Source organism: Moraxella sp. 179-F 1C4 NHS, from assembly GCF_045370505.1.
GTDB classification, from domain to species: domain Bacteria; phylum Pseudomonadota; class Gammaproteobacteria; order Pseudomonadales; family Moraxellaceae; genus Faucicola; species Faucicola tetraodonis.
Genome location: NZ_JBIQEC010000011.1, coordinates 65259 through 90327 on the forward strand (window position 1 = coordinate 65259; position 25069 = coordinate 90327).

Sequence of the window (25069 nt, forward strand, 5' to 3'; positions counted from 1 at the left end):
ACGCAGTCGTTTATTAATTTCTTATATCACTTAAAATAACTTACCCGCTGTCTGGCGTCAACTCAGGTTGATACCTTTTATAAGTTATAATGTTCACCCATTCGCGCTGCGATATTTGCCAATGCTTTGAGCCAATCTAGGACAACCGTTTTGCAATCAAATAACGGGCTAAATAACGCACGATATCGCGCTACTCAAATTGCCAAAAATCATCAATTAACACATTGTTGCGGGCAACCAGTTGGCATTGACCTGCCTCTAAAGGCATCGGTTGCTGCGCATCTACCAAATTTTTGCTAAAGAACTGCCATTGTGATTTTTTTGTAGGGATTAGCGAAAATTTATCCCTGCCAACGTCTTTAAGGTAGTGATTAAAACCACAGCGTGCAACCCCTGATCTAACACACATAAGAGCTAACACGCATAAAAAGAAAGGTGGTTAAAACCACCCCTTACTTTTCTAACTGTTGAGTACTAAGCCTAATTAGCCATCAATCATTACCCATTAAGCATGTGCTAAAGCATCATCTGGCAATTTAAAGCCCGATACTGATTCTTGCAGCGCTGCCGCCATTTCATTAAGCTGACCGATTGAACGAGCGGTTGCCATGGTACCTGATGTGGTTTGCGAGGTAATATCTTGAATGATGTTCATGGTGTTTGAAATATGTCCCGCTGAGGCTGCCTGCAGACGCGCCGCATTCGAGATACTCTGAATCAATGATGCCAAGTTATTAGATACAGTTTGTACTTCTTCAAGCGCCTCACCCGCGTCTTTTGCAAGTTTTGCACCGCGTACAACTTCTGCGGTGGTTGATTCCATCGACATCACGGCTTCGTTCGTATCTGCCTGAATGGTTTTAACCAGTGTTTCAATCTGTTTGGTCGCTGTGGCTGAACGTTCTGCTAGGCGCTGTACCTCGTCAGCAACAACCGCAAAACCACGACCTGCTTCACCCGCCATCGATGCCTGAATTGCTGCATTCAACGCCAGGATGTTGGTTTGGTCAGCAATGTCATTAATCAGTCCAACGATATCGCCAATCTCTTGCGATGATTCACCGAGGCGCTTAATACGTTTTGAGGTTTCTTGAATCTGGTCACGAATGGTATTCATACCATCGATGGTACGTTGTACCACTTCTGCCCCGTTATAGGCAATCGCAACCGAACGGTCCGCAACCGCAGCAGATTCGGCGGCATTTGAAGATACTTGGTCAATAGACACCGCCATCTCATTAATCGCTGCAGAGGCTCCCGCAATCTCTTGCGCTTGGCTTTCAGAGGCTTGGGCTAGTTCAACTGCCGTTGCCTGGGTTTGGTCAGAGGCTCGAGCGACTCGCTCTGCGGTGACGTTAATCGCAGAAACCAGTTGACGCAATTGGTCAATTGCAAAGTTGACCGAGTCTGCAATCGCACCTGTAAAGTCTTCTGATACCGTTGCGTTCACGGTCAAGTCACCTTCCGCCAAGTCACCTAACTCATCAAGCAAACGCAAAATCGCCATTTGGTTACGTTCGTTTTCTTCTTGGATTCTGCGGGCACGTTCAGATTCAACCTCCATCTCATGACGCTGACGCAGCGTTTCACGCTCACCTTCTACCATTTCGCGATGGGTTTTGGCACTAATCTGGCGGGTCAAAAAGTAAATCGCCCCAATGACGCCTAATACAATCAAAATAGAGGGCAACCAAATCGTCAAAAAATTATGGGCAACACTATTCTGTTGACGTACCAAAATCAGCAATTGGTAGAGTCGATAAATAAATGCCAAACTAGCAACACCACCACAGATACTTGCCCAAATAATCCAGTTGGTTGAGCCCCCTCTATTCAAACGATAATTACTCTTGCCAGGCCCGACCGCGACAGGGGAGTTGGTATTGGTACTTAGGGTCGAAGTTTTAGTATCCATGATATGGTAAACCCTCAATTGTTTTAATGAGTTAGAAAATTAGGTTATAACGCTGCTTCTAAATAACGCGTGTCTTGCGCCAATAAGCTTGGCATAAACACATACCAAATCTGCTCGTTTTGTCTAAAACGACCATGCGTATACTGCGCGAGCGGCGAATCGTTCGGCATCTCGATAGGCTGATATTGCCCACGACTAAAGGTTTGGATACCCAATACCTCATCAACTTGTAAGCCACTAAACAGCTTGGGTTGATCAATCACCAAAATCTTTTGATTGCCTGATTGGTAATTTAAACCTGATGGATGTAAACCTAAGAAGTTTGACAAATTGGTAATCGGTAATAACCGTCCCCGAACATTGGCAATCCCTAGCAGCCAAGGTTTTGACAAAGGCACCGAGGTATAGGCAGGCAAAGATAGTACCTCAGCCACATCACCGAGTGGGGCTACCAAGTGGTGACCACCGAGCGAAAACGCGACCCCTAGCCACTGATTTCTTTGGTCAAAGTGGGTACCTTTTTGTCGTTTGATACCGCGGTTAGCGAGTCGTAAAAGCTCGATAAAGCCGTTTGAGGACACGAAACCTACTCCATCACGGCGCAGATTACAGTGATTAAGGCTTCTTCTGTAATCGGCTTGCTGAGATAATCCCGTGCGCCTTGGCGCTTGCCCCAGACGCGGTCAGCTTCTTGATTTTTAGTACTGATGATGATAACAGGGATATGACTGGTTTTTGGGTCACGGGTAAGTTTGCGGGTTGCTTGGAAGCCGTTCATCTCTGGCATGACCACATCCATCAAAATCACATCGGGGAAAAACTCATTGGCTTTTTGAATTCCATCCTCGCCTGTATGCGCTTCAATGACTTCGTGCTGATGACGAGTCAAAATATCTCGAAATTTTGCCATTTCTGATGGTGAATCATCAACTACTAAGATTTTGGCCATACACTTACCCTTTTACCTAATTATTGATTGCATTAATATTTTACTGTTTTGTATGTCGGTGGGAATAAAACCCCAACAGCATAACGGTTAAACTAAACACGCATCCCAAATCTACGCCTAGCTAGGTTGCAATCTGGGCTTATATTTCAGTCATATCGAGTGATTGCAGACTTTAGGGGTTAACAACAGTTGCAAGCAATGGCATGTTGTTTAGCTTCAACCCAGCGTATGAATAAGCACAGCGTATTAAGACGCAGGACGATGACGTTCAATGGTATCAAATAGCTCTTCTTTACTAAATGGTTTGGTCAAGTACTCATCTGAGCCGACGATACGACCGCGCGCTTTATCAAACAAGCCATCTTTTGATGACAGCATAATCACGGGCGTGGCAGCAAAATCTGCGTTGTTTTTGATTAGTGAACAAGTCTGATAACCGTCGAGGCGTGGCATCATGATATCGACAAAAATCAAATCTGGGTTGGTATCCGCAATTTTTGCCAACGCATCAAAGCCATCAACGGCAGTAGTCACCTCACAGCCTGCTTTGGCAAGTAACGTCTCTGCGGTACGACGAATGGTTTTTGAATCGTCAATAATCATGACTTTTAGGCCTTCAAAATTTGCATCCATAATATTTTCCTAATGGTTGTTTCGCTAAGATTTTGCTACCCATTGTCCTATAGCGATTGCTCAAAACTTTAAGTTATAGGCGTTGGGGCAACTATCAAATGAATGCCTCAACCCTCAAAAGCAACTGGTACAATTTTTGACAATTAAACAAAGCTATTCTAAATAATTTTTATAAGATATAACAAATATTTCACACAGTATAGTTACAAACCAACTGTATGGTGATATTTTTAAAATACTACCATACTTTTTTGCTGCAAAGTATGCTTAAATCGATGCACTTACCGTTCATTTTTAACATCCTATGATGATTCAGGTTTGATCTATTGACTGCTTTGTAGATTGCCCATACACCCATGTTAATATACACGGATTCCATGATGCTAGTGACACATCTTGAGATAAGCTTAGAAAAGTTTATTGCACTGGCTATTTCTACATCGTTTTATATTTTTTTAAGTTGATTGTTTGCGCTGAGGACGTCTCATTCATGATAACATCGAAGTTTATCACCAAAGTTCTACCATTAAGCCTAGCCGTGGCTAGCGCTGTTATTAGTTTGAGCGGTTGCCAAAAACAGCAAAACGATAGCAAAAGCCCGTTGTCAACCCAAAAGACCCAAATCACCACCGCGTCAGCCACCACGCAAATCGCCAATAACGAAATTCAGCTATTAGCCGCTGATGTCATCACTGCCAAAGCAGACCGATTTGAACCGAGTGTCACCGTGACAGGGACACTGCAGCCTTCAGACCACACAGTGGTGCAATCAACCGTAAATGCGCAAGTGCAGCAAGTGCTCGCTGATGTGGGTAAAACGGTGGCAAAAGGTGAGCCACTGGTGCGACTTGATATCAGTGATAGTAAAAACCAACTCGCTCAAGCGCAAGCCGATGTTGCTGCCGCCCAAGCACAGGCCATCGTCGCCAATAAACTTGCTGAGCGCAACAAAATTTTGCTCGAGCAAGGCTTTGTCTCACAAATAGAGTATGAGCGTAGTGTGGCAGACAGCATTGCCCAGCGTGAAGCCATCAAAGCCAAACAAGCCCAATTAAGTAGTGCACAAAAAATGTTTGGTGATACCACGATTTATGCCCCTACCACGGGGATTGTCAGCAGCCGCAGCGTCAATGTCGGACAGGTAGTCACGCAAAACCAAGCCTTGATGGAAATCATTGACCCCAATAAACTTGAGTTTGCCGCCAATGTCCCTAGCGAAGCACAAACACAGCTACAACTTGGGCAACAAGTGCCTTTTACTATTAGTAATCAAACCAATCAGTACATCGGACAAATTAGCCGCATTTCGCCCCAAGTCGATGCCGCCACTCGCCAGCTGACGATTTATATCGCGGTTAAGCCTTCTCAGCGTAATCGTGGACTTCGCCCGGGCATGTATGCGACAGGCAAGCTTAATTATGGGATTGCACAAGTTGGGGTATTGGTGCCTATGTCAGCGGTAATGCTTGAGTCAAAAGCCTTGGATTCTAACGCCAAAAATACGGCTAAAGGCGCAGCCAATAAATCCAGCGACCAAGCCGCCACAAGTCCAACCTTAGAAACAGGCACGATTTTGGTGGTCAGTAAAGACAATGTGATTACCAAACAGCCTATTAAGGTACTCAAACATCTTGACGATACCAGTCAGTATTTAATTGCTGGCATCGAGGCTAACACCACGGTGATTGTGGCAAATCTTAATGCCAATGATGTGGGTAAAAAAGTCGTGCTCAAATAGCTTACTGATAGTGTTTCATTCAATCATTCAATATTGTTAAAAATTTTATTGTTAAAAATTTTGGTATTAGGAATTTGCTATGTGGCTCACCCGCGTCAGTATCAACAATCCTGTGTTTGCTGCCATGATCATGCTCGCGCTGATGGTCATTGGATTGCTGGCAACATTTCGCATGAAAGTTGAGGAATTTCCTAATATTGAATTCCCTTTTGTGGTGGTCAATACCGTTTATAGTGGTGCTTCGCCTGAAGTCATCGAAACCGACATTACCAAAAAAATTGAAGACCAAGTCAATACCATCGCCGGTGTCAAAGAAGTGACCTCCGTCACCCAACAAGGCTTGTCACAAGTTATCGTGCAGTTTGATTTAAATATCCCGTCTGATGTTGCCGCGCAAAACGTGCGTGATAAATTGGCACTGGTGACCCCCACCTTTCGGGATGAAGTCACCACGCCTATCGTTGCGCAGTACAATCCTGCCGATGCGCCTGTGGTGTCCGTCACGTTTCGCTCTGACAAAATGTCGCTTCGGGAGTTATCCACTTACTTAGACAACACGGTCAAAAAACAGCTACAAACAGTCACAGGTGTGGGTCGTGTTGATATATTGGGGGGTCGGCAGCGTCAAATCCGTGTGCTGCTCAATCCCACCCAAATGAATGCCTATAAAGTCTCAGTCAATCAAATTAGCAATGCACTACGCTCAGAGAACGTCGAATTACCTGTCGGTACCATCAACAATCAAAACCAAGAAATGGTGATTCAAGTCAACGGGTTGGTCAAAACACCCAATGAGTTTAACCAAATCATTGTCGCCCAAAATCGCTCAAGTACGGGTGCTATCGTGCCTGTGTACTTATCGCAAGTTGCCGAAGTCATTGATGGGCAAGCCGAGGCTGAGTCAGCGTCGCTACAAAATGGTCAACCTGCGGTGGCAATGGATATTATCAAAATGTCGGATGCCAATGTGATTGATGTGGTTGATAAAACCCAGCAGCGTCTGGCAGAAATCCAATCGACCCTACCCCCAGGTGTCACCATGACGGTGGTGGCTGATAGCTCAAAAAGTATTCGCGGCTCGTTAAATAATGTGGTGCGCACCTTGATTGAAGGAGCGATATTGGCGGTGTTTATTGTTTGGTTGTTCTTAGGGTCGTGGCGTTCGACCATTATCACAGGATTGACGCTACCCATTTCGCTGCTCGGTACTTTAGCGGCGATTTGGACGTTTGGTTTTTCCATCAACATGATGACCCTACTGGCGCTGGCATTATGTATCGGACTGCTGATTGATGATGCGATTGTGGTGCGGGAAAATATTGTGCGCCATGTGGGTATGGGCAAACATCACCGCCAAGCGGCGCTTGATGGCACCCAAGAAATCGGGCTTGCTGTGCTAGCGACGACGCTGGTGATTGTGGCGGTATTTTTACCCGTGGCTTTTATGGGCGGGATTATCGGACGCTTTTTTTATCAGTTTGGTGTGACCGTTTCTACCGCTGTATTGCTGTCGTTATTCGTTAGCTTCACGCTTGACCCGATGTTGTCTTCGATTTGGCCAGACCCAGATGCCGCGCACCAACATGACCGACTCAATGGGCGGGTATCGTTTCGCAAACGACCAATTGCTTGGCTATTAGCGGGTTTTCAGCGGCTGTTAGATCGGTTGACCAATCTATACAGCCATATTCTTGCGTGGAGTTTACGCCATCGTTTGATAACTGTGCTTATTGCAATTGGCTCACTGGTTGCCGCATTTTTTGCCGTGGGGTTGGTGGGCAAAGAATTTGTCCCGCAAGCGGATATGAATGAAATCAAAGTCAAATTTGAAACGCCTGTCAACGCCAATATTGACTATACCCAGCAAAAAGCAGCACAAGTCAACGCGGTATTACAAAGTTTTCCTGAAGTTACCAATACTTATGCCACGGTTAATGCCATGTCCTATAGCGGTAACAATCGGGTACAAGTGAATGTATCATTAGTACCTAAAGATGAGCGCACGCGCGGACTAGATGCCTTAAACCGTGCCATGCGTGAGCAATTGCAGCAGGTTGGCGGTATCAAAGTCACCTCAGTGGCAGCCGCTGCCATGGCAGTCAGCGGTGGTCTTAAGCCGATTATGATATCCATCAAAGGCAATGACCTAACTGAGCTGCAACGTTTATCCAATGAGTTTATGCAAAAACTTTCAAACGTCAATGGCTTGGTAGATTTGGAAAGCACGCTTAAACAGCCCAAATCAATGGTCAATGTCAGCATTAATCGAGAAGCAGCAAATGATGCCGGTCTGTCGATTGGGCAAATCGGACAAGCATTACGCCCGCTGCTAGCCGGTGACAATGTGAGCACCTTTAAAGATGACAATGGCAACAATATCGATGTCAACGTGCGCCTAAATGATGACAACCGCCAGACCATCTCTCAACTACAATCCATGTACTTGTCATCAAGCCGTATGGATCAAAATGGTCAGCCAGTGCTAGTGCCGCTATCGCAAGTGGCGAATTTTAGTGAAACCTTGGGTGCACCGCAAATCAACCGCCGTTCGCTGTTTCGTGAGGTGGTAGTCCAAGCCAACACAGACGGCAGACCGGCAGGTGATATCGGCGCGGATATCACAAAAATCCAAAACGAAATGAAACTGCCACCTGGTTACAGCTTTGCGGTACAAGGCTCTAACAAGGACATGGCCGAATCCATTGGCTACGCAACAACCACACTTGGACTGGCAATTGTGTTTATTTATATGTTGTTAGGGTCACAGTTTAATAGCTTTTTATACCCTGTGGCGATTATGGCATCGCTGCCGTTATCGCTAATTGGGGTGTTCTTTGCGTTATTTTTATTCGGCTCTAGTCTTAATATGTTTTCTATCATCGGCATTATCATGTTAATGGGATTGGTATGTAAAAATGCGATTTTGCTCATTGATTTTATTAAAGAATCTTTATCAAACGGTTTGAGCCGAAATGAAGCTATTATGCTCGCGGGTCAAACGCGCCTGCGCCCAATTTTGATGACTACCGCTGCCATGGTGATGGGGATGATACCGCTGGCACTGGGCATTGGTGAAGGGTCGGAGCAACAAGCACCGATGGCACACGCTATTATTGGCGGGGTGATTACTTCAACCTTATTGACCTTGATTGTGGTGCCTGTGATTTATACCTATTTAGATGATGGCAAACAGCGGTTTTTTCGGTTATTTGCTAAAAAGAAAGCAAAAACCCCTGCGATAGAGCGCCACAACTCACTTTAAGCAATAATTCATTACAATTTTATACAGTGTAAAGAAACTTAAGAATGAGTAGCCCAGTACAATTTTAAATTGGGCTATGCATTAATTGGGCTGTGTGATTGATAGCTGTATGATTGATAGCTGTATGATTGGCAGCTAAGAAGTTTTATAAATCTGTATAAGACACTATCATATTGGCACTCTCTTGCTTTATGATAATAGTATCTTACTTTACGATAATAGGTTCTTGATTAAAGATAGAAGCCTAGCTTTGATGAGCAAAAGCAATAATAACAACTGATTTATTTTTAGAGATTTTTTGGAGTTGGTGATGGAAGATAATAATAGTGGTACTAAAACCGTACTATTAATTGAGGATGATCCAGATTTAGCCGAGTTAATTAGCGAATATTTGGGCATGAACTACTATGAAGTTCAGCATGCCCCAACCGCGACAGAAGGGTTAGAGACGCTATTTAACCCTGCCAAATCCATTGATTTGGTGATTTTAGATTTGATGTTGCCTGATATGGATGGCATGCAAGTGTGTCAACGTATTCGTCAGCACAAAGATAGCCGTCTGGCGCAAACGGCGATTATCATGCTCACCGCCAAAGGTGATACCACTGACCGTGTACTGGGTCTTGAGATGGGCGCGGATGATTATGTCTCAAAACCATTTGAACCGCGTGAACTATTGGCGCGTATCCGTGCGGTCATGCGCCGTCACGACCTGCCGCTCCATCAGCAAAAAGAAGATAACTTAGTATTTGGTCGCTTAAAGGTTTATCCAGATAGCCATGAAGTGACGATTGATGATGAGCCGGTGCGTTTGACCACCCACCAGTTTCAATTATTGCATTACTTTGCTACCCACTCAGGTAAAGTACTGAGCCGTGAACAGCTGTGGCATGCGATGCCAAACGATGACAGCAGTGATAATATTGACCGTGCCATTGATGTGCATATTTCACGTCTGCGCGCGCTGATTGAAGACAATCCTCGCCAGCCAAAACGCATTATCACGGTGCGCGGTGTCGGCTATCAGTTTGCCACTGACCAAGTGTAACAGTGTAAGCTTAGTTGACAAATTTAACACGCAAAAGGTCATCATCTTTGGTTATTTACGCTAGCAAAGCTACTATAATAGCCTATGATGACCCACGATTTTTGGATTCTGTGTGCGATTGAGCGGCATAAAATTTAACAGTGTATTTAGCAAGTTATTTGCCAGCGTTATGCTGGCATTGGTCATTTTTGCTGGGGCAATGGTAGTTTTAAGCCACTTGGTACACGATACTTCTGCCAATACCCGCCACCAAGTTATTGCCAGCCAAGTTACCCAGCAGCTAGACCCGTTACTAGTTGAGCTGCGCACGGCACAAAACCAACAAAAAAATCTCGAAACCCGCTATCTACTTGCCCTCGTACGGCGTAGTTTTAATATCTATAGCGATTCACTCAACGCCAAATTTGGTCTATACGATGGCAAAAGTGGCGAAGCGATTATGATTATGCGTGGGCTGCCTGCCACCTTACCGCCAAACCCGCCATTTTTTTTATCTCTATTTCCTAGAGATGATCCAAAACACCCGACCGAAATTCAAGTTAATAGCCAATCAGGTTATGTGCTATTATACCAATCAAAACTTAGTAACCGCCGTGCGATTTCGCCCGCGATTAATTTATTGACAGGCACCTTGCTACTGCTGCTCATCATGTCGGGCATGTTATGGATGATTGCGCGCACCATGACATGGCGTATTAATCAGCTAAGTCGGCAAATCACCCAACTGGGTGATGGCGATTTCTCTGCCCGTGTCACGCCTGTAGGCAATGATGAAATTACCATTTTGGCACGTGGTTTTAACCAAACCGCCGAACGTATCGAAACCTTGATGAATGCCAATAAACTGCTGTTAGCCCATGCCTCACATGAGATTCGTACACCGATTACCCGTATTCGTCTACAAGTTGAAATGATGACGATGCTGGCAAGTCAGTTTGACAAAACGATACAAGATAAAGTACAAAAACGTGCTGATGCCATCAACCGTGATTTAACGGGTCTTAATGATTTGGTGGAAAGTATTTTGCTCGTCAGTCGTATGGATGCCGGTCATGCGATAGAAAAAGTAGAAGACGTCGATTTATATGAGTTAATTAAAAACGAGATTCAGCACTACCCACAAGCTAGCTTTGCAGGTGGTCATATTATCATCCAAGGACAAGCCAAACTTCTCACCCACCTCGTGCGTAATTTGCTCGACAATGCCCATCTTCATGGCGTCCCACCTGTGAGTGTACAGCTGTATGCCATTGATGATGCGGGTAATCAACTGGCAATTGATGCCCCACCAGCGATGCAAGAGAGTACAAAAGATACCGATACTCAAAAAGATAAAGTGGCTTTGCCCGTCTCTATAAAAGATACCACCAGTGACCCCACAAACGGCGATGACATCACCGTTGACCCTGAAATGTCATCGACAAATAGTCCCGCCGCAACGGACACAGCAGATAGCGAGGCAACTTCGAGCAAACTGGCTAACAAACAAAAAAATAAATCGTCTATTTTTTCCCGTAAAAAATCTGACGTTGTGCACCTGCCAGAATTTCATCAGGTGTGTATTGCGGTTATCGACCAAGGTACAGGCATTCCTGAAGACAAACGCACCGATATTTTTAGCCCATTTGTACGGTTACAACAAGAGAAAAAAGGTTCAGGTCTCGGGCTATCTTTGGTCGCGCAGATTGTCAAAGCCCATGGCGGTAGTATTATCACCGACACAGTGCATGGTCATACCCGCTTTTTGGTCACATTACCTATCACCCAATCGTAACCGCTTTTATCTCTGCCTATAGTTTTGTCACAATTTTTTTCGGTTTTCTCTTCTATTATTTAATTAAACATACCATTCGGCATTTATTTATTCGTTAAAGCGACTAAACGCTGACGACGAGCTGTGCTAAAATTACCTTCTTTTAGCCACTGCAAAATTTTTTATTATCATGATTACCATTGATAACGTTACCAAACGCTTCCAAACCCAAGATGGCAACTGGTTTACCGCGGTAGAGCCGACATCGCTCACAATCCAACAAGGCGAGATTTTTGGCTTGATGGGTTATTCTGGCGCAGGCAAATCTACTTTGCTACGCTTGATTAATTTACTTGAACGCCCAGATAGCGGCACTGTCACCATCGATGGCAAGGAGCTGACTTCGCTATCCACCCACGATTTGCGCCATGCCCGTCAAAACATCGGGATGATTTTTCAGCAGTTTAATCTGATGGCAAATCGCACGGTGGCACAAAATATTGCCTTTGCCCTAGAAATTGCCGGTTGGGAAAAAGCAGCCATCATGCCGCGGGTGATGGAATGCCTTGAAATTGTCGATTTGGTCAATCGCGCCAACCACTATCCCGCCCAGCTCTCTGGCGGTCAAAAACAGCGGGCAGGTATCGCACGGGCGTTAGCACCCAAGCCTCATGTAATGCTCGCCGATGAGCCCACCTCGGCGCTCGACCCTGCGACAACAAAATCGGTGTTAGCCTGTCTCAAGGATATTAATGACAAGTTTAACGTCACTATCGTGATTGTGACCCATGAAATGTCTGTGATTCGCAAGCTGTGTAACCGCGTCGCTCTGCTTGATAAAGGCAAATTGCTGGAAGTCGCTGACGTACATTCGGGGCAAATTCATGCCACCACGCCGATTGGGCAGCTGCTGATTAGTGATGATTAATGGCGCACAAACATCGTCGATGGCTGGATAATTTTTTAAGTTTTAAATTGAATCGTTGGGTAATTTCATGGCAAACACATTAACTTGGCAAAGCGCGGTTGATAATCTTTTGGGGATGAAGGCAGAAATTTGGCAAGCGTTTTGGGAAACACTGATTATGGTGGGTATCTCAACGGTTGCGTCAGTCATCTTTGGTACATTGCTCGGCGTTGCGCTCTTTTTGACCAGTAAAAATCAGCTCGCCGACAACAAATCGCTGTATGCAGGACTTGGCAACTTTACCAACATTATGCGTGCTTTTCCGTTTGTGATTTTGATGATTGTGATTATTCCTGTCACTCGCCTCATTGTCGGTACCACCATTGGCCCAATCGCGGCATCGCTTGCTTTGAGTGTCGCCGGTATCTTCTACTTTGCTAGGCTCGTTGAGCAAAATCTGCGTGATGTGCCAAAAGGTATCATCGAAGCGGCGTTATCGATGGGTGCAAGTACAGGGACAATTATTCGTAACGTGCTATTGGTCGAGTCACGCTCAAGTTTGATTTTAAGTATCACTACCTTGATGATTAGTTTACTCTCTTACAGTGCGGCAGCGGGTATGATTGGGGGTGGCGGTCTCGGTGACTTGGCGATTCGCTATGGTTATAACCGCTACCAAAATGATGTGATGATTTTTATGGTGATTCTATTGGTGGTAATGGTGATTATCATCCAATCGGTTGGTAATATTTTGGCGCACCGTCTGGATAAACGTTAATTTTAGACGGTGGGGGTTTAAAAAATTGTTATTGATGGTTTTTCTAGGAATTATGAAAAAATTTCATATCCATAGGTTAACTCTCAATAACATTTTTTTTATGAGTGTGTTAAGGTAAGCTGATTGTTTTGTCCGTTTATTTTTTCATTTTTGGAGGAAGGTATGAAATTAACGCATTTATCAAGCCACATCGCGCAGCTGCTAGCAACCGTAGGGGTGGCAGGGATTGCCCTAGTCGGTTGTAGCAAACCAGAAAGCAAAACCGAAACCACAGCACAAGCCAGCACCACCACAACTACGACCACGACTACCGCAAGCTCAACAACGACCACGGCAGCGGCAAGTACAGGTATAGACCCGAATAAATCTGAAATTGTGATTGGTACTACCGTGGGCGACTTTGGTGACATGGTCAAAAACTCTGTCAAACCGCAGTTAGAAAAACAAGGCTATAAAGTCAGACTGGTTGAATTCTCTGATTATGTGCGCCCAAATAAAGCCTTAGCCGATGGCGATATTGATATCAACGTGTTCCAACACAAACCTTATCTTGATACTTTCAAAAAAGACAACAACCTAGATATCGTTGAAGCCTTCCAAGTGCCTACAGCACCGCTTGGCATCTATCCTGGTAAATTAAACGATCTAAAACAAGTCAAAGACGGTACCACCGTGGCTGCACCGAACGATCCAAGCAACTTTGCACGCGCGCTGGTGATGCTCAACGAACTAGGCTGGGTAAAACTTAAAGCTAATATCGATCCACTGACTGCATCAAAAAGTGATATCGCAGAAAACCCAAAAAATATCAAATTGGTAGAGCTAGAAGCTGCACAATTACCACGTGCGCGTTCTGACGTTGACTTTGCAGTCATCAACGGTAACTATGCGACCAGCTCAGGTATTAAATTGACTGAAGCGCTGTTCCAAGAACCCAGCTATGCGTATGTCAACTGGTCAGCGATTCGCACCAAAGACAAAGACACACAATGGGTAAAAGACGTGACCAATGCGTATAATTCAGAAGAATTTAAACAATACGCCCACAAAACTTTCCCAGGTTATAAATACCCAGCGATTTGGGGTGAAAACCCTGCGACACCAGCCGCTGCCAGTGCAACCGCCTCTGCTGCCAAATAATGGCATAATTGGCATAAAAAAAGAAGCATTAAGCTTCTTTTTTTTATGGTTAAATTTTATGGTTCGAATGTTTTATGGTCAAAATGCGGTGACAGATTTTAAAACGTCTAAATTAACTGGAAACAATCTAAAATAATAAAGCGCGTTATTCTGTGAACAGTTTATCTTCAATACTGCGACGCATTTTTTGCCCCGCTTTAAAGGTAACAACGCGGCGCGCTGTGACATGAACCATCTCGCCAGTCTTTGGGTTGCGACCTGGACGTTGGCTTTTATCCTTAATCTCAAAGTTACCAAACCCCGATAGCTTGACTTGGTGACCTTTGGTCAACGTCTCCGACAACTCTGAAAAAAAATTCTCCACAAATGCGCGGCTGTCTTGGCGCGTCATGCCCAAATTTTCCATCAAATGATTGATCATTTCTAATTTGGTTAAGGTTTTTCCTTCAACTTGCATATTCATTATCATACCCACCCTACTAAATGTTCCTATTCTAGCGATTCTAGTAAATACAGTCGATAGTTATTTTTACTTTAAAATCAAAGAAAAACATTGTATCGACTGGCATAATTTGCTAGTCCAAGATTACATACGTAGCGTTGCGTGATACTGCTCATGTAGCGCAGCGATGACAGCTTCCATTTGCGCATTGATACGCTCATCAGAAAGCGTGGCTTCGAGGTCTTGCCACACCAGTGCAAAAGCAAGCGATTGTTGGTTTTCAGGCAAGTTACTGCCAGCATACACATCAAACAACCACACCTCTTTTAATAGCTCGCCCCCGACTTGTTTGATAGTATCCTTCATTGATTGCATAGCAATCGACTGGTCTACTACTACGGCGATATCACGGCGTACTTGTGGGAATTTACTTGGCGTCAGAATGGTCAATGCCTGTTGGTGCATATCAACCACCGCCTGTAAATTCAGCTGCGCCACCCAAGTGGTCGGCAAATCCAAGGCTTTGGCAATCTGTGGATGCAACTGACCCAACCAGCCAATCACCTTGCCTTGATAGTGTACATCGGCACTTTGACCAGGGTGTAAAAACGGCTGCTGGCTACGTTGATAACTGATAGCGGACTGGGCAAACCGCGGAAAAACCGATTCGACGTCATTTTTTAGGTCGTAAAAATCCATCACACGGCTGTCATGATGTTGCTCTGGATGGGTACTGCCGACTGCCACCATCGCCAAGGTGTCCACTTGGTTTAAGCTTGCGATATCACTGCCATCAAAACGCAGACCCGTCTCAAACAGACGCACGCGGTTTTGTTGACGGTTTAAGTTATATTGCACACAAGGCAACAAACTAGACAGCAGGGTACGACGCATGACCGCTAAGTCACTTGAGATTGGATTGGCAAGCGCGAGTGGTGCAGCAAAATGCGCCCCATCAAACAACGCTTCGACTTTGGCATCACTAAAACTAAAACTCACCGCTTCAAAATAACCTTGATTGACCAAGCTCATTTTTAAGTTATGCAGATCATTTTGGCGTTTATTGTCAAACAAGTTACTGGTAAACGCCGGCAGTTTGTTGGCAATATTGTTATAGCCATAAATGCGGGCGATTTCTTCAATCAAATCTTCGGGTAAGCTGATATCAAAACGATGGCTCGGCGGCGTGGCAACCAGATTTTCGCCTTGTAACTCGGTGCTGATTTGTAGACTATTTAGAATCTCAATGGCTTTGTTGGTGGCGATATCCGCGCCTAACAATTTGTTGATACTGACAATCGGTAGCGTCACTGGCGTACGTTTTGGCAGTTCAGCAGTGTTTTCAACCAGCGTGATTTGACCGACCTTAACCTCACTTGAGCCCTTGCCAAATGTTGCCAATAGATTGACCGCGCGGTCGAGTGCCAATTTTGGCAATTCAAAATCAACACCCCGCTCAAAACGCTGTGACGCATCGGTATGCAAGCCAAAACGGCGTGCTTTACCTGCAATCGCTAACTGTTTGAAAAATGCACTTTCGATTACCACTCGGGTCGTGCTATCGGTCACTGCGGTGCGCAGTCCACCCATAATCCCCGCTAACGCAATGACACCTTGTTCATCGGCAATCACCAGTTCATCACCTTGCAAGGTAATGGTTTGCTCATTTAAGAGCTCAAGGGTTTCGCCTTGTTGGGCATGGCGCACGGTAATTGCGCCCACCAACTTGTCGGCATCAAACGCATGCAGCGGCTGACCAAGCTCAAGTAGTACATAATTGGTGACATCCACCAGTAAATTACGTGGTTTGACGCCTGAGGCATTCAGGGCTTGTTTCATCCAATCAGGTGATGGCGTGGTGCCTGTCAGCCCACTGACCAATTGCGCATAATAACGTGGGCAGTCCGTGGTCTCTACGCTAACCGCTTGGCTATCGTTGTCGGTCACAGCTGCGGTGATGTGGTCAAAGGGTAGTGTGAATGTTAAATCATTGAGCACGGCAAGCTCACGGGCGATACCGCGCACACTAAAACAATCCCCTCGGTTTGGGGTGATTGAAATATCTAGCACATGATTGTCTAAGCCAAGATACGCTCGGATATCCATGCCAACCGGGGCGTCTTGTGGCAAAATTAGCAAGCCATCAACACCATCATCACAGTCAATCTCACTACCACCGCACAGCATACCGTGCGATTCTACGCCGCGCAGTTTGCCTTTTTTAATGTTAAAGGGTTCATCCCCTTGTGCAGGTGGCAGTTTGGCGCCCACCAGTGCCACAGGTACACGCACGCCAGCGGCGACATTGGGCGCACCGCAAACGATTTGTAGCGGTGATTCGCTATGCTCACCGACATTCACTTTGGCAATGCGCAGTTTATCAGCATCGGGATGTTGGGTGACGTCAATCACTTCACCGACCACCACACCACTAAAGTCTTTGGCGACTTTGGTCAAATCGTCCAACTCTAAGCCTGCCATCGTCAGTTGTTCGCCAATTTGCTCAGCGCTTAAGTTTGGGTTTGCCCATTGGCGTAACCAGTTTTCGCTAATTTTCATTGTTTTCCCCTAAGCAAACTGCTTTAAAAATCTGACATCATTTTGATAGAACAAGCGTAAATCATTCACGCCATAATACAGCATGGCAAAGCGCTCAATCCCCATCCCAAATGCAAAGCCTTGGTACTTGGTCGGGTCAATACCGCTATCGGACAACACTTTTGGATGCACCATACCGCAGCCCATCACTTCTAACCACTTGCCCCCACCTGCATAAGTATCGGCAAGGATATCCACTTCTGCAGACGGCTCAGTAAATGGAAAATACGATGGGCGAAAACGCACCGTGAGTTTGCGACCAAAAAACGCCTGCAAAAACTCATGAATCAAGCCTTTTAACTCAGCAAAATTGGTCGATTCGCTGACATACAAACCTTCAAGCTGGTGGAACATCGGTGAGTGGGTTTGGTCGCTGTCGTTGCGATACACACGTCCGGGACAGATGATACGAATCGGCAGGTTGCCTTTTTCCATCGTGCGAATTTGCACTGAACTGGTATGGGTACGTAGCACATAATTGGCATTAAAATAAAAGGTATCGTGCATGGCGCGCGCTGGGTGATGGCTTGGAATATTTAGCGCTTCGAAATTGTAGTAGTCGCTCTCAACTTCTGGACCTGTTGCGACTTCAAAACCTGCTTGACGGAAAAACCCTTGCATACGCTCAGCAGTCATGGTGACAGGGTGCAAATTACCCGCTTGTTGTCCACGTGCTGGCAGGGTGATGTCAATGGATTCACTGGCAAGTTTGGCAGCCAAGGCTTTGGCTTCTAAATCGCTTTGCGCTTGTTGTAGGCTGTCATTGATTTGGGTACGTACTTGATGCAGCATACCGCCGATGGTCTTTTTGCCGTCGGCATCGAGTCCGCCAAGCTGTTTCGACCAAGTGGTCAAATGGCTTTTTTTGCCGGTTAAAGTCACGCGGATGTTTTGTAGGTCTTGGGGGTTTTGTGCGGTGCTGATTAAGGCTTTGGCATCTTGAACAAATTGGGAAAATTGGTCTTGGGTGATATCGGTTAAATTTTCAGAATATTGGATAAGTTTGTCAGTCGTTATTTCTGTCATGAGCGTTGCAATCTTGGTTATCAATAGTGATAGGCATTTTAACTAAAATATGGCGATAAAAAAAGCCATTAAGCTTGCACTTAATGGCTTTTTGAAAAATCGCTTTAAAACAAATTAAGCAGCCAATGCTTGTTTTGCTTTTTCTGCCAATGCCGTAAAACCTTGCGCGTCATGCATAGCGATGTCTGCTAATACACGGCGGTCGATTTCGATGCTGGCTTTTTTCAGACCGTTGATCATACGGCTGTAGCTTAAGCCATTTAGGCGCGCACCCGCGTTGATACGTGCAATCCATAAACGACGGAATGAACGTTTTTTGTTACGACGGTCACGATACGCATATTGACCAGCTTTGGTAACTGCTTGTACAGCAACACGGAAAACACGAGAACGCGCACCGTAATAACCTTTTGCACGAGCCAATACTTTTTTATGACGGCGATTTGCCTGTACACCACGTTTTACACGAGCCATAATTTACTCCTAAAGTTTTGTAATATCAGTTGATTGAATACCTATAAATTATAGGTAAGGACACATACGGTAAACACGTTTCTCATCAGACACGTGTACCAATTTGCATCCACGTAATTGACGGATACGCTTAGGAGATTTTTTGGTCAAAATGTGGCGTTTGAATGCTTGTTTGCGTTTGATACCGTTACCAGTTTTTTTAAAACGCTTGGCAGCACCACGGCGAGTTTTTAATTTCATGATAGCCTCTTGTTCGTTTTTGACAAGGATTAAACATCTTTATCAAGTGAAGTTAACCTGTTTGTCAAAAAATCCTCATCACACTGGATTTTTTGCCTTGAGGTGGGAGGCGGTATTTTATCAAAAACCATTGGTGAATGCACGCTATTGTTATCACTAATTTTTCTTTGACATCCATTTTATTGATGTTACTTTAATATTTCTCTACTATAATAGATAAATTATTATTAAGGGCTGTTTGTAGAATACTTAAAAAATCAATGATATTAATTATTTAAAAAAGATGACTTAGTAAATCTATCACAAGATTACATTAATTAAGTTAACAACTGAGTTTATGAAAACTGCGGATAAATTGGCTAAAAGTCACGGATGAACTTTATTTTGGACACAATTTGCGTTAGTTTGTTTGACCTTAAGGTATTTATCGGGCTCTTAAGTTTCTGAAAAGTTTAATGTGTAATACTCTTTCATCTTTATCAACATCATGAGGTTAGAATTCTTGTCAACGTTAAGCACAAATATTGAAGTTGCCCATTTCGTGTTTGAGACCGTCATGCGCGTGCGCAATACCGAAATTGGATTAGAACAACACCTAACGGTTGAAAATTTGGTGGCATTGCTTACCGAAGCCCGTTTTCGTTTTTTATATTCAAAAGGCATTAAAGAGGTTAATACTGAGTACTAAGGCTTGGTCATTAATCATATCGAGACCCAAATACTTGATCGGGCACGAGCGCGTGAAGAACTGTTATTTGAAGTCGGCGTGCAGCATTTAACCGATTTGGGTGGTGACTTTGTGTTTAAAGTCTCGCGGATGTTTGATGGGTCATTGGTGGCGTATGACTATCGTCAAAGCCAAGAAATCGCGTTATCAGCTACCATCAAAGAAGCCTTAGATGTGAAACCCTTTGAGATTTAGGGCTTGATGAATTATGATAAATGCCCGCATCGTTTGATGGGTGCTTTTTTTTGGCTAAGGCTTGCATAGTATGATACAGGGCGTGAATATGGATTGGCTAGATACACTAAAATTTGATGACAATGGGCTCATGCCTGCAGTCGCTCAAGATTTTCATACAGGGCGCATTTTGATGATGGCATGGATGAATCGCGAGTCATTACGTCTGACTGCTGAAAAAATGCAAGCAGTGTATTGGTCACGCTCTCGCGATAAATTATGGCACAAAGGCGAAAGCTCGGGGCATTTTCAGCAAGTCCATGAAATCCGCTTAGACTGCGATGCTGATGTGATTGTGTTGTCAGTCACCCAAGTGGGTGGGATTGCTTGCCACACGGGTCGGCAGTCCTGTTTTTATCGTCTGCTTGCCGATGACCGCGGACAGCTACAATGGCAAACTACTGATGCGGTTATCAAAGACCCTGATGCGATTTATGGTGACAACGCCAAACCGACTCATGAACACTCGCCGCTTGCAAGCAATTCGACACAAACAAGTAATCCAACCCAAACAAGCAATGCGACACAAACGCCTACGACGTCAGCGGATATTTTGACCGCGTTAGATGAAGTATTGATTGGGCGTAAAAATGCCAATCCTGATAGCTCATACGTGGCAAGCTTATACCATAAAGGTATCAACAAAATCTTAGAAAAAGTCGGTGAAGAAGCCACCGAAGCCATTATCGCTGCCAAAGATATCAACATTGCCAACGATACCCCTTATGAGTCCGTCGCCGATGACACCGCAGTAAAAGATTTGGTATATGAAGTTGCTGATGTTTGGTTTCATACAATGGTCACATTGGCATGGTTTAATATACCGTCTTGGGCTGTCACCAATGAATTGGCAAGACGTTTTGGCTTATCGGGTATCGACGAAAAAGCCGCACGTCAAATCTCTTAAGTAATAGCCCTTAAGTGAGCGCCCTTAAGTAAACGCCACTAAACAGTCGATAAGTCCTGAGTATTGCTGGCTAACAGTGCAAAAAATTCGCCGTGTTTCACACCGTTTTTTGCACAGTTATGTCAACGCAATGGTTATGTGTTACACTGCAAATTCATATTGTCCTCACCCCTATTATCAAGGTTAATCAAAGGATATTCTCATGGGTAGTTTCTCAATCACACATTGGTTAATTTTACTGGTTGTTGTTGTGGTGATTTTTGGCACTTCAAAACTAAAAAATGCCGGTAAAGATTTGGGTGGTGCCGTTAAAGGCTTTAAAGATGCGGTCAAAGATGAAAACGAACAGCATCTGAACAAAAACCGTGTCCTTGAACACGAAAAAGCTGAGCTCAATACCACGCAGACCCAACAAGATAAACATAACGTTTAAACCCTAGTCGTTACTTTTTCTTTGGTTTTTTAATCCTTAACTGCCACGGTTGTTATGTTTGATATAGGTTTCTCCGAACTACTGTTATTTGGGGCGATTGCACTGATTGTGCTGGGCCCTGAAAAACTCCCCCAAGCGGCGCGTACTGCAGGTCAGTGGTATGCCAAATTCCGCCGTACGGTTGCAACATTGCAATCAGAAATTGAAGCTGAGCTTGACCTTGCCGAAACGCGCAAGCAAATGCAGCTTGAGCTGGAAAAAATCCGCCAAGCTGAAGTTGATATGAAGCGTGAGATGGAAGCCCTTCGCAGCAGTGTGAGCGAACTACAGCAACATGGCAAAGTGCCTTCGATGCAAGCTCACAATACCCAGTCGGCTGATACAACCCCTAATCTTGGTCATGATACTAACGCAGTTAGCCTACCTACTGAACAAACCAGTCATGAACCTCCCAGTCATGAACCAACCAATCATTTAGCTAAGCCAACAACAGATACCACCGCGCTGTTACCAGACAAGCCACTAAACCATTCACTAGACAAGCCATCTGACGAATCTTCTCTGGTAGAAATCAAAGCAGATGATTATTTGCTGGGTCTAGAAGCTGATATCGAAGCCGATGCAGTGGCTAAAGACTTACATGAAGCCTTATTCGCTGCCACCGAGCCAATGTATTATCGTTGGTTTTTGCTCAGTGATTATGACCGTGTCAGACGTCTTCCCAATCCACCGTTTTTACCCAATTATCAAGCCGATCCGCTACTGCACCAGTTGCCAAGTTTGGGTGGAGTTGCCCAGTGACCAAGCTTATCAAAACCAAAAAAACGCCTGAACAATTAGCCATTGAACAAGCTAAAGATGATAAACCATCGCAAGACAACACTTTGGTAGATATGCCCATCACTGAGCATTTGATTGAACTGCGCCGTCATTTGATTCACGGTTTTGCGGCGGTGTTGGTGATTTTTTTGGCATTGGCGGGCTTTTCGCGAGAAATCTACGATATTTTTTCAGCGCCGTTAACAGCATTGTTGCCAGTCAATTCTTCTATGATTGCAACGGATATCACCTCATCATTTTTGGCACCGATTAAATTGACGCTGTATCTGGCTGTTATCTTGGCGATGCCGTATATTTTGTACCAGATTTGGTCCTTTATTGCACCAGGGCTATATAAGCATGAAAAACGTATCGCCCTACCCGTGCTATTGTCATCGGTGATATTGTTTTATCTGGGGATTGCGTTTGCCTATTATGTCGTGCTCAAAAGCGTGCTAGCTTTTTTTATCAAATTCTCCCCAGACAATGTGCTACCGATGACCGATATCGAAAGCTATCTAAATTTTGTGCTCAAGCTGTTTTTGGTGTTTGGGGCAACCTTTGAGATTCCTGTGTTGACGCTGCTACTGGTGCTGGCTGGGGTAGTGACGGTGGATAGCTTGGCGCAAAAACGCCGTTACATCATCGTGGGTTGTTTCGGTATTGCGGCATTGGTGACACCGCCAGATGGGCTATCCATGATTATGCTAGCTATCCCGATGTGGTTATTGTTTGAACTCGGTCTAGTTATGGCACGGGTATTGGTTAAAGAAAAAGCGTTATTACAGAACAACAGCTAATCTGGCTGGATAAAGCTAAAATCGAATCAACCTCTCATTCATCCCCAGAGAGCAAATAAAGGTTTAGTAAATATAGGTTGAGTAAATAAAGGAAACTGAGCAAAACTTGCCAAATTTTGCTAAAATAGCTCACTTTTCTGTTAGCAATGGCCTTATGTCAAACCCCAGCGTTATCCCCACCCAACCCCTTGTCAACAGCCCGACCCAACGCCCAACGGGTGAGCAGCAGCAGGCTGTCGATATGGCACTCACGCGCCAGTCGTTTAAGGTGGTAGCGTATGCCGGCGCAGGTAAGACCACCACGCTTAACCTGATTGGCAATCAGCTACGTGGTCGCGGGATTTATTTGGCATTTAACAAAGCGATTGCTTCAGAAGCGCAGCGCAAATTCCCCCACCATGTCGACTGTCGCACTTTTCACTCATTGGCATTTCGTCATACTGCTCGCGATATCACCGCAAAGCTGCAACTACCGCGTTTTTCTCCCAGTCGCCTCGCCTCAGATTTGGGCTTGACGCCTGTGCAAGTCAAACGCCAAATTGAAGGCAAAAGCCAGTTTGTAACCTTAACCCCAGAGCGACAAGCACGATTTGTGTCCGATGCGGTGAGCACGTTTTGTAGTACCCATGCCAGTTACCCTGCGCCGCGCCATTTGCAGTTTCCTGACTGGTTGGTTGCCAGTGAAGCTGAGCAGCTGCGCGATACCTTATACCCCTATGTAGAGCGCCGCTGGCAACAATCGATTGACCCGCGCCACCCTGCGGGGATTGGGCATGATATTTACCTTAAACTCTGGGCGCTATCCAAACCGGTGATTCCTGCGGATTTTATCTTATTTGATGAAGCGCAAGACGCTGACCCCTTGATGATGGGGATTTTGTCCAATCAGCCCAACCAAGTTATCTATGTGGGTGACGCGCATCAGCAAATTTATGAATGGCGTGGTGCAGTCAATGCCATGAAGCGCCTGCCGCTACCCCAAACCTTGCTTACCCAATCGTTTCGATTTGGCGACCAAATTGCCGATGTGGCGAATGGGTTCTTAAAAGCGCTGCAAGAAGAGGTGCCACTGCGCGGCAATCCTGCGATGGCGTCTACCTTAGGCAAAAGTATGGTACATGGTCAAAAAGATGCCATTCTTTGCCGTACCAATGCTAGTGCGATGGTCAATCTGTTATCTGGACTTAAAATGGGACATAAAGTTGCGCTACAAGCCGATACAGAGCGTTTGCTAAAATTTAGTCAATCTGCCGAACGGCTAAAAAAAGGACAAGCGGCATATGGTGTGCCTGAGCTTGCCTACTTTAATAATTGGCGCGACGTGCAGGATTATAGCGAGACGAGCGAAGGCAGTGATTTAAAAACCCTGGTCAAATTGGTCGATGAACATGGCACCGAAACGCTAAACCAAGCGATCAACAGCTTGACCACACTGGATAAAGCCGACTACATCATCTCTACCGCGCATAAAGCCAAAGGGTTGGAATGGTCACGGGTGCAAATTGACAATGATTTTTATTATGATGTGACTTCTCAAGCGGTAAAAATCTCCCCCGAAGAGTTGCGGCTACTGTATGTTGCCTGTACGCGCGCCAAGGTAAATTTGGATATTTTTAATATTCAAGATTTGATTCACGGACTCAAAGATAAAAAGGTGATTTATGGGTAATAAATATTATTGAATATTCCAACGCCATAACATTCTATTGTTTGCAGGTGCTTGTAAATATGGGGTATTAATTCCTAAAAAAGCGCAAATTAATTTAAGGTTGAATGCCTTGAACTGTAGTTTAAAGTTTTCATTAGGATAATTATAGCCAATAGGCTGACCTGCATATTTTGCTTCATGCACAAGTTCATTTCGAATGAAAGCAATATTATCATTGCCAGTTTTTGTATTATCTGCCCAGTTTGGAATTTCCAGATTAAAGTATTTTGCTAAAACTATAAATCTTTGAGCATGTTTCACATACTTATCATTGTTAAGATTTTCCACTTTATCTTTACCAATTTTATGTACCAATAATCTATATAATCCATCTAAAACCTTATAATGAGCATCAAATATTTCCCATTCAAAATCTAAAGTTTGTGCAATTAAAAACCAATGAATACAGGCTTGCATTTGACTTATTTCATGAACATTATTTGCATTAATATAAAATTTATTAGGTTGTGTTGAACATTTAATATACAAAAGAACATAATGAGGAAATTTTGATAAAAAAATAGCGAAGCAGTAAACT

The 25069-nt window shown here is 44.5% G+C and carries 24 protein-coding genes and 1 pseudogene; 14 read left to right on the plus strand and 11 right to left on the minus strand.

The features are described 5' to 3' along the window. Positions 1-190 precede the first annotated feature (190 nt). From ACH0AB_RS06940 to pilG, 5 genes and pseudogenes are all read right to left on the minus strand, one after another. Entirely contained in the window at positions 191-409 is a 219-nt protein-coding gene (locus tag ACH0AB_RS06940) for a hypothetical protein (protein WP_309597125.1), read from the minus strand. 96 nt (positions 410-505) lie between these two features. Then, positions 506-1540, minus strand: a pseudogene (locus tag ACH0AB_RS06945) (methyl-accepting chemotaxis protein); the annotation flags it as partial. Positions 1541-1959: 419 nt separating this feature from the next. Next, positions 1960-2496: a chemotaxis protein CheW gene (locus ACH0AB_RS06950; RefSeq protein WP_065254123.1), complete on the minus strand. Its 537-nt coding sequence runs from the start codon at positions 2494-2496 to the stop codon at positions 1960-1962. A 5-nt stretch (positions 2497-2501) separates the two neighbouring features. Then, positions 2502-2864: a response regulator gene (locus ACH0AB_RS06955; protein WP_050324979.1), complete on the minus strand. Its 363-nt coding sequence runs from the start codon at positions 2862-2864 to the stop codon at positions 2502-2504. Positions 2865-3110: 246 nt separating this feature from the next. Beyond that, entirely contained in the window at positions 3111-3497 is a 387-nt protein-coding gene (gene pilG / locus ACH0AB_RS06960; protein WP_050324978.1) for a twitching motility response regulator PilG, read from the minus strand. 490 nt (positions 3498-3987) lie between these two features. Between pilG and ACH0AB_RS06965 the strand changes: the two genes are divergently transcribed. From ACH0AB_RS06965 to ACH0AB_RS06995, 7 genes are all read left to right on the plus strand, one after another. Next, on the plus strand, positions 3988-5235 hold the full coding sequence (locus ACH0AB_RS06965) for an efflux RND transporter periplasmic adaptor subunit (protein WP_406877704.1): 1248 nt from the start codon (positions 3988-3990) through the stop codon (positions 5233-5235). 79 nt (positions 5236-5314) lie between these two features. Further along, complete coding sequence (locus ACH0AB_RS06970) at positions 5315-8497, plus strand: efflux RND transporter permease subunit (protein WP_406877705.1); 3183 nt, start codon at positions 5315-5317, stop codon at positions 8495-8497. Positions 8498-8807: 310 nt separating this feature from the next. After that, complete coding sequence (locus tag ACH0AB_RS06975) at positions 8808-9545, plus strand: response regulator transcription factor (RefSeq protein ID WP_007115400.1); 738 nt, start codon at positions 8808-8810, stop codon at positions 9543-9545. Between the two features lie 169 nt (positions 9546-9714). Next, positions 9715-11319, plus strand: a complete 1605-nt coding sequence (locus tag ACH0AB_RS06980; protein ID WP_406877706.1) for a sensor histidine kinase — start codon at positions 9715-9717, stop codon at positions 11317-11319. A 169-nt stretch (positions 11320-11488) separates the two neighbouring features. Continuing rightward, positions 11489-12226 (plus strand): methionine ABC transporter ATP-binding protein, encoded by a 738-nt coding sequence (locus ACH0AB_RS06985; protein ID WP_050324973.1) that lies wholly within the window; start codon positions 11489-11491, stop codon positions 12224-12226. Positions 12227-12293: 67 nt separating this feature from the next. Beyond that, positions 12294-12983 carry a methionine ABC transporter permease gene (locus ACH0AB_RS06990; RefSeq protein ID WP_007115396.1) on the plus strand — a complete coding sequence of 230 codons (690 nt, stop codon included), beginning with the start codon at positions 12294-12296 and terminating at the stop codon, positions 12981-12983. Positions 12984-13145: 162 nt separating this feature from the next. After that, positions 13146-14123, plus strand: coding sequence for a MetQ/NlpA family ABC transporter substrate-binding protein (locus ACH0AB_RS06995; RefSeq protein WP_406877707.1), 978 nt, complete (start codon positions 13146-13148; stop codon positions 14121-14123). A 145-nt stretch (positions 14124-14268) separates the two neighbouring features. On the opposite strand, the gene ACH0AB_RS07000 is transcribed toward ACH0AB_RS06995, so the two are convergent. The 5 genes from ACH0AB_RS07000 to rpmI all read right to left on the minus strand — a co-directional run bounded on the left by ACH0AB_RS07000 (position 14269) and on the right by rpmI (position 18906). Next, positions 14269-14586, minus strand: a complete 318-nt coding sequence (locus ACH0AB_RS07000) for an integration host factor subunit alpha (protein WP_007117206.1) — start codon at positions 14584-14586, stop codon at positions 14269-14271. Positions 14587-14709: 123 nt separating this feature from the next. Continuing rightward, positions 14710-17124, minus strand: coding sequence for a phenylalanine--tRNA ligase subunit beta (gene pheT, locus ACH0AB_RS07005; RefSeq protein ID WP_406877708.1), 2415 nt, complete (start codon positions 17122-17124; stop codon positions 14710-14712). 9 nt (positions 17125-17133) lie between these two features. Continuing rightward, entirely contained in the window at positions 17134-18189 is a 1056-nt protein-coding gene (pheS, locus tag ACH0AB_RS07010) for a phenylalanine--tRNA ligase subunit alpha (protein ID WP_284034531.1), read from the minus strand. 114 nt (positions 18190-18303) lie between these two features. Then, entirely contained in the window at positions 18304-18663 is a 360-nt protein-coding gene (gene rplT / locus ACH0AB_RS07015; RefSeq protein WP_007117209.1) for a 50S ribosomal protein L20, read from the minus strand. A gap of 48 nt (positions 18664-18711) precedes the next feature. Next, positions 18712-18906 (minus strand): 50S ribosomal protein L35, encoded by a 195-nt coding sequence (gene rpmI / locus ACH0AB_RS07020; protein ID WP_036604595.1) that lies wholly within the window; start codon positions 18904-18906, stop codon positions 18712-18714. Positions 18907-19405: 499 nt separating this feature from the next. Here rpmI and ACH0AB_RS07025 point away from each other — a divergent pair, with 499 nt between their 5' ends. From ACH0AB_RS07025 to ACH0AB_RS07055, 7 genes are all read left to right on the plus strand, one after another. Then, a complete protein-coding gene (locus tag ACH0AB_RS07025; RefSeq protein ID WP_406877709.1) occupies positions 19406-19591 on the plus strand; it encodes a hypothetical protein in 186 nt (61 codons plus the stop codon). A gap of 3 nt (positions 19592-19594) precedes the next feature. Further along, positions 19595-19825 (plus strand): hypothetical protein, encoded by a 231-nt coding sequence (locus ACH0AB_RS07030; RefSeq protein ID WP_406877710.1) that lies wholly within the window; start codon positions 19595-19597, stop codon positions 19823-19825. 88 nt (positions 19826-19913) lie between these two features. Then, complete coding sequence (hisIE, locus tag ACH0AB_RS07035; RefSeq protein WP_406877711.1) at positions 19914-20771, plus strand: bifunctional phosphoribosyl-AMP cyclohydrolase/phosphoribosyl-ATP diphosphatase HisIE; 858 nt, start codon at positions 19914-19916, stop codon at positions 20769-20771. A 202-nt stretch (positions 20772-20973) separates the two neighbouring features. Beyond that, positions 20974-21204: a Sec-independent protein translocase subunit TatA gene (gene tatA, locus ACH0AB_RS07040; protein ID WP_007117213.1), complete on the plus strand. Its 231-nt coding sequence runs from the start codon at positions 20974-20976 to the stop codon at positions 21202-21204. Positions 21205-21258: 54 nt separating this feature from the next. Further along, complete coding sequence (gene tatB, locus ACH0AB_RS07045) at positions 21259-22005, plus strand: Sec-independent protein translocase protein TatB (RefSeq protein ID WP_406877713.1); 747 nt, start codon at positions 21259-21261, stop codon at positions 22003-22005. Positions 22006-22097: 92 nt separating this feature from the next. After that, on the plus strand, positions 22098-22823 hold the full coding sequence (tatC, locus tag ACH0AB_RS07050) for a twin-arginine translocase subunit TatC (protein WP_081454577.1): 726 nt from the start codon (positions 22098-22100) through the stop codon (positions 22821-22823). Between the two features lie 154 nt (positions 22824-22977). Continuing rightward, entirely contained in the window at positions 22978-24492 is a 1515-nt protein-coding gene (locus ACH0AB_RS07055; protein WP_065254114.1) for a UvrD-helicase domain-containing protein, read from the plus strand. A gap of 6 nt (positions 24493-24498) precedes the next feature. Here ACH0AB_RS07055 and ACH0AB_RS07060 read toward each other — a convergent pair. Further along, the coding region (locus ACH0AB_RS07060; protein WP_406877714.1) for a hypothetical protein at positions 24499-25069 on the minus strand (571 nt) is incomplete at its 5' end.

What these genes read in the sequence shown, in the direction of transcription:
- ACH0AB_RS06940 (WP_309597125.1), bottom strand. Translation starts at nt 409, where the DNA reads ATGTGTGTTAGATCAGGGGTTGCACGCTGTGGTTTTAATCACTACCTT.
- ACH0AB_RS06955 (WP_050324979.1), bottom strand. Translation starts at nt 2,864, where the DNA reads ATGGCCAAAATCTTAGTAGTTGATGATTCACCATCAGAAATGGCAAAA.
- pilG (WP_050324978.1), bottom strand. Translation starts at nt 3,497, where the DNA reads ATGGATGCAAATTTTGAAGGCCTAAAAGTCATGATTATTGACGATTCA.
- ACH0AB_RS06965 (WP_406877704.1), top strand. Translation starts at nt 3,988, where the DNA reads ATGATAACATCGAAGTTTATCACCAAAGTTCTACCATTAAGCCTAGCC.
- ACH0AB_RS06970 (WP_406877705.1), top strand. Translation starts at nt 5,315, where the DNA reads ATGTGGCTCACCCGCGTCAGTATCAACAATCCTGTGTTTGCTGCCATG.
- ACH0AB_RS06975 (WP_007115400.1), top strand. Translation starts at nt 8,808, where the DNA reads ATGGAAGATAATAATAGTGGTACTAAAACCGTACTATTAATTGAGGAT.
- ACH0AB_RS06980 (WP_406877706.1), top strand. Translation starts at nt 9,715, where the DNA reads ATGCTGGCATTGGTCATTTTTGCTGGGGCAATGGTAGTTTTAAGCCAC.
- ACH0AB_RS06985 (WP_050324973.1), top strand. Translation starts at nt 11,489, where the DNA reads ATGATTACCATTGATAACGTTACCAAACGCTTCCAAACCCAAGATGGC.
- ACH0AB_RS06990 (WP_007115396.1), top strand. Translation starts at nt 12,294, where the DNA reads ATGGCAAACACATTAACTTGGCAAAGCGCGGTTGATAATCTTTTGGGG.
- ACH0AB_RS06995 (WP_406877707.1), top strand. Translation starts at nt 13,146, where the DNA reads ATGAAATTAACGCATTTATCAAGCCACATCGCGCAGCTGCTAGCAACC.
- ACH0AB_RS07000 (WP_007117206.1), bottom strand. Translation starts at nt 14,586, where the DNA reads ATGAATATGCAAGTTGAAGGAAAAACCTTAACCAAATTAGAAATGATC.
- pheT (WP_406877708.1), bottom strand. Translation starts at nt 17,124, where the DNA reads ATGAAAATTAGCGAAAACTGGTTACGCCAATGGGCAAACCCAAACTTA.
- pheS (WP_284034531.1), bottom strand. Translation starts at nt 18,189, where the DNA reads ATGACAGAAATAACGACTGACAAACTTATCCAATATTCTGAAAATTTA.
- rplT (WP_007117209.1), bottom strand. Translation starts at nt 18,663, where the DNA reads ATGGCTCGTGTAAAACGTGGTGTACAGGCAAATCGCCGTCATAAAAAA.
- hisIE (WP_406877711.1), top strand. Translation starts at nt 19,914, where the DNA reads ATGGATTGGCTAGATACACTAAAATTTGATGACAATGGGCTCATGCCT.
- tatA (WP_007117213.1), top strand. Translation starts at nt 20,974, where the DNA reads ATGGGTAGTTTCTCAATCACACATTGGTTAATTTTACTGGTTGTTGTT.
- tatB (WP_406877713.1), top strand. Translation starts at nt 21,259, where the DNA reads ATGTTTGATATAGGTTTCTCCGAACTACTGTTATTTGGGGCGATTGCA.
- tatC (WP_081454577.1), top strand. Translation starts at nt 22,098, where the DNA reads ATGCCCATCACTGAGCATTTGATTGAACTGCGCCGTCATTTGATTCAC.
- ACH0AB_RS07055 (WP_065254114.1), top strand. Translation starts at nt 22,978, where the DNA reads ATGTCAAACCCCAGCGTTATCCCCACCCAACCCCTTGTCAACAGCCCG.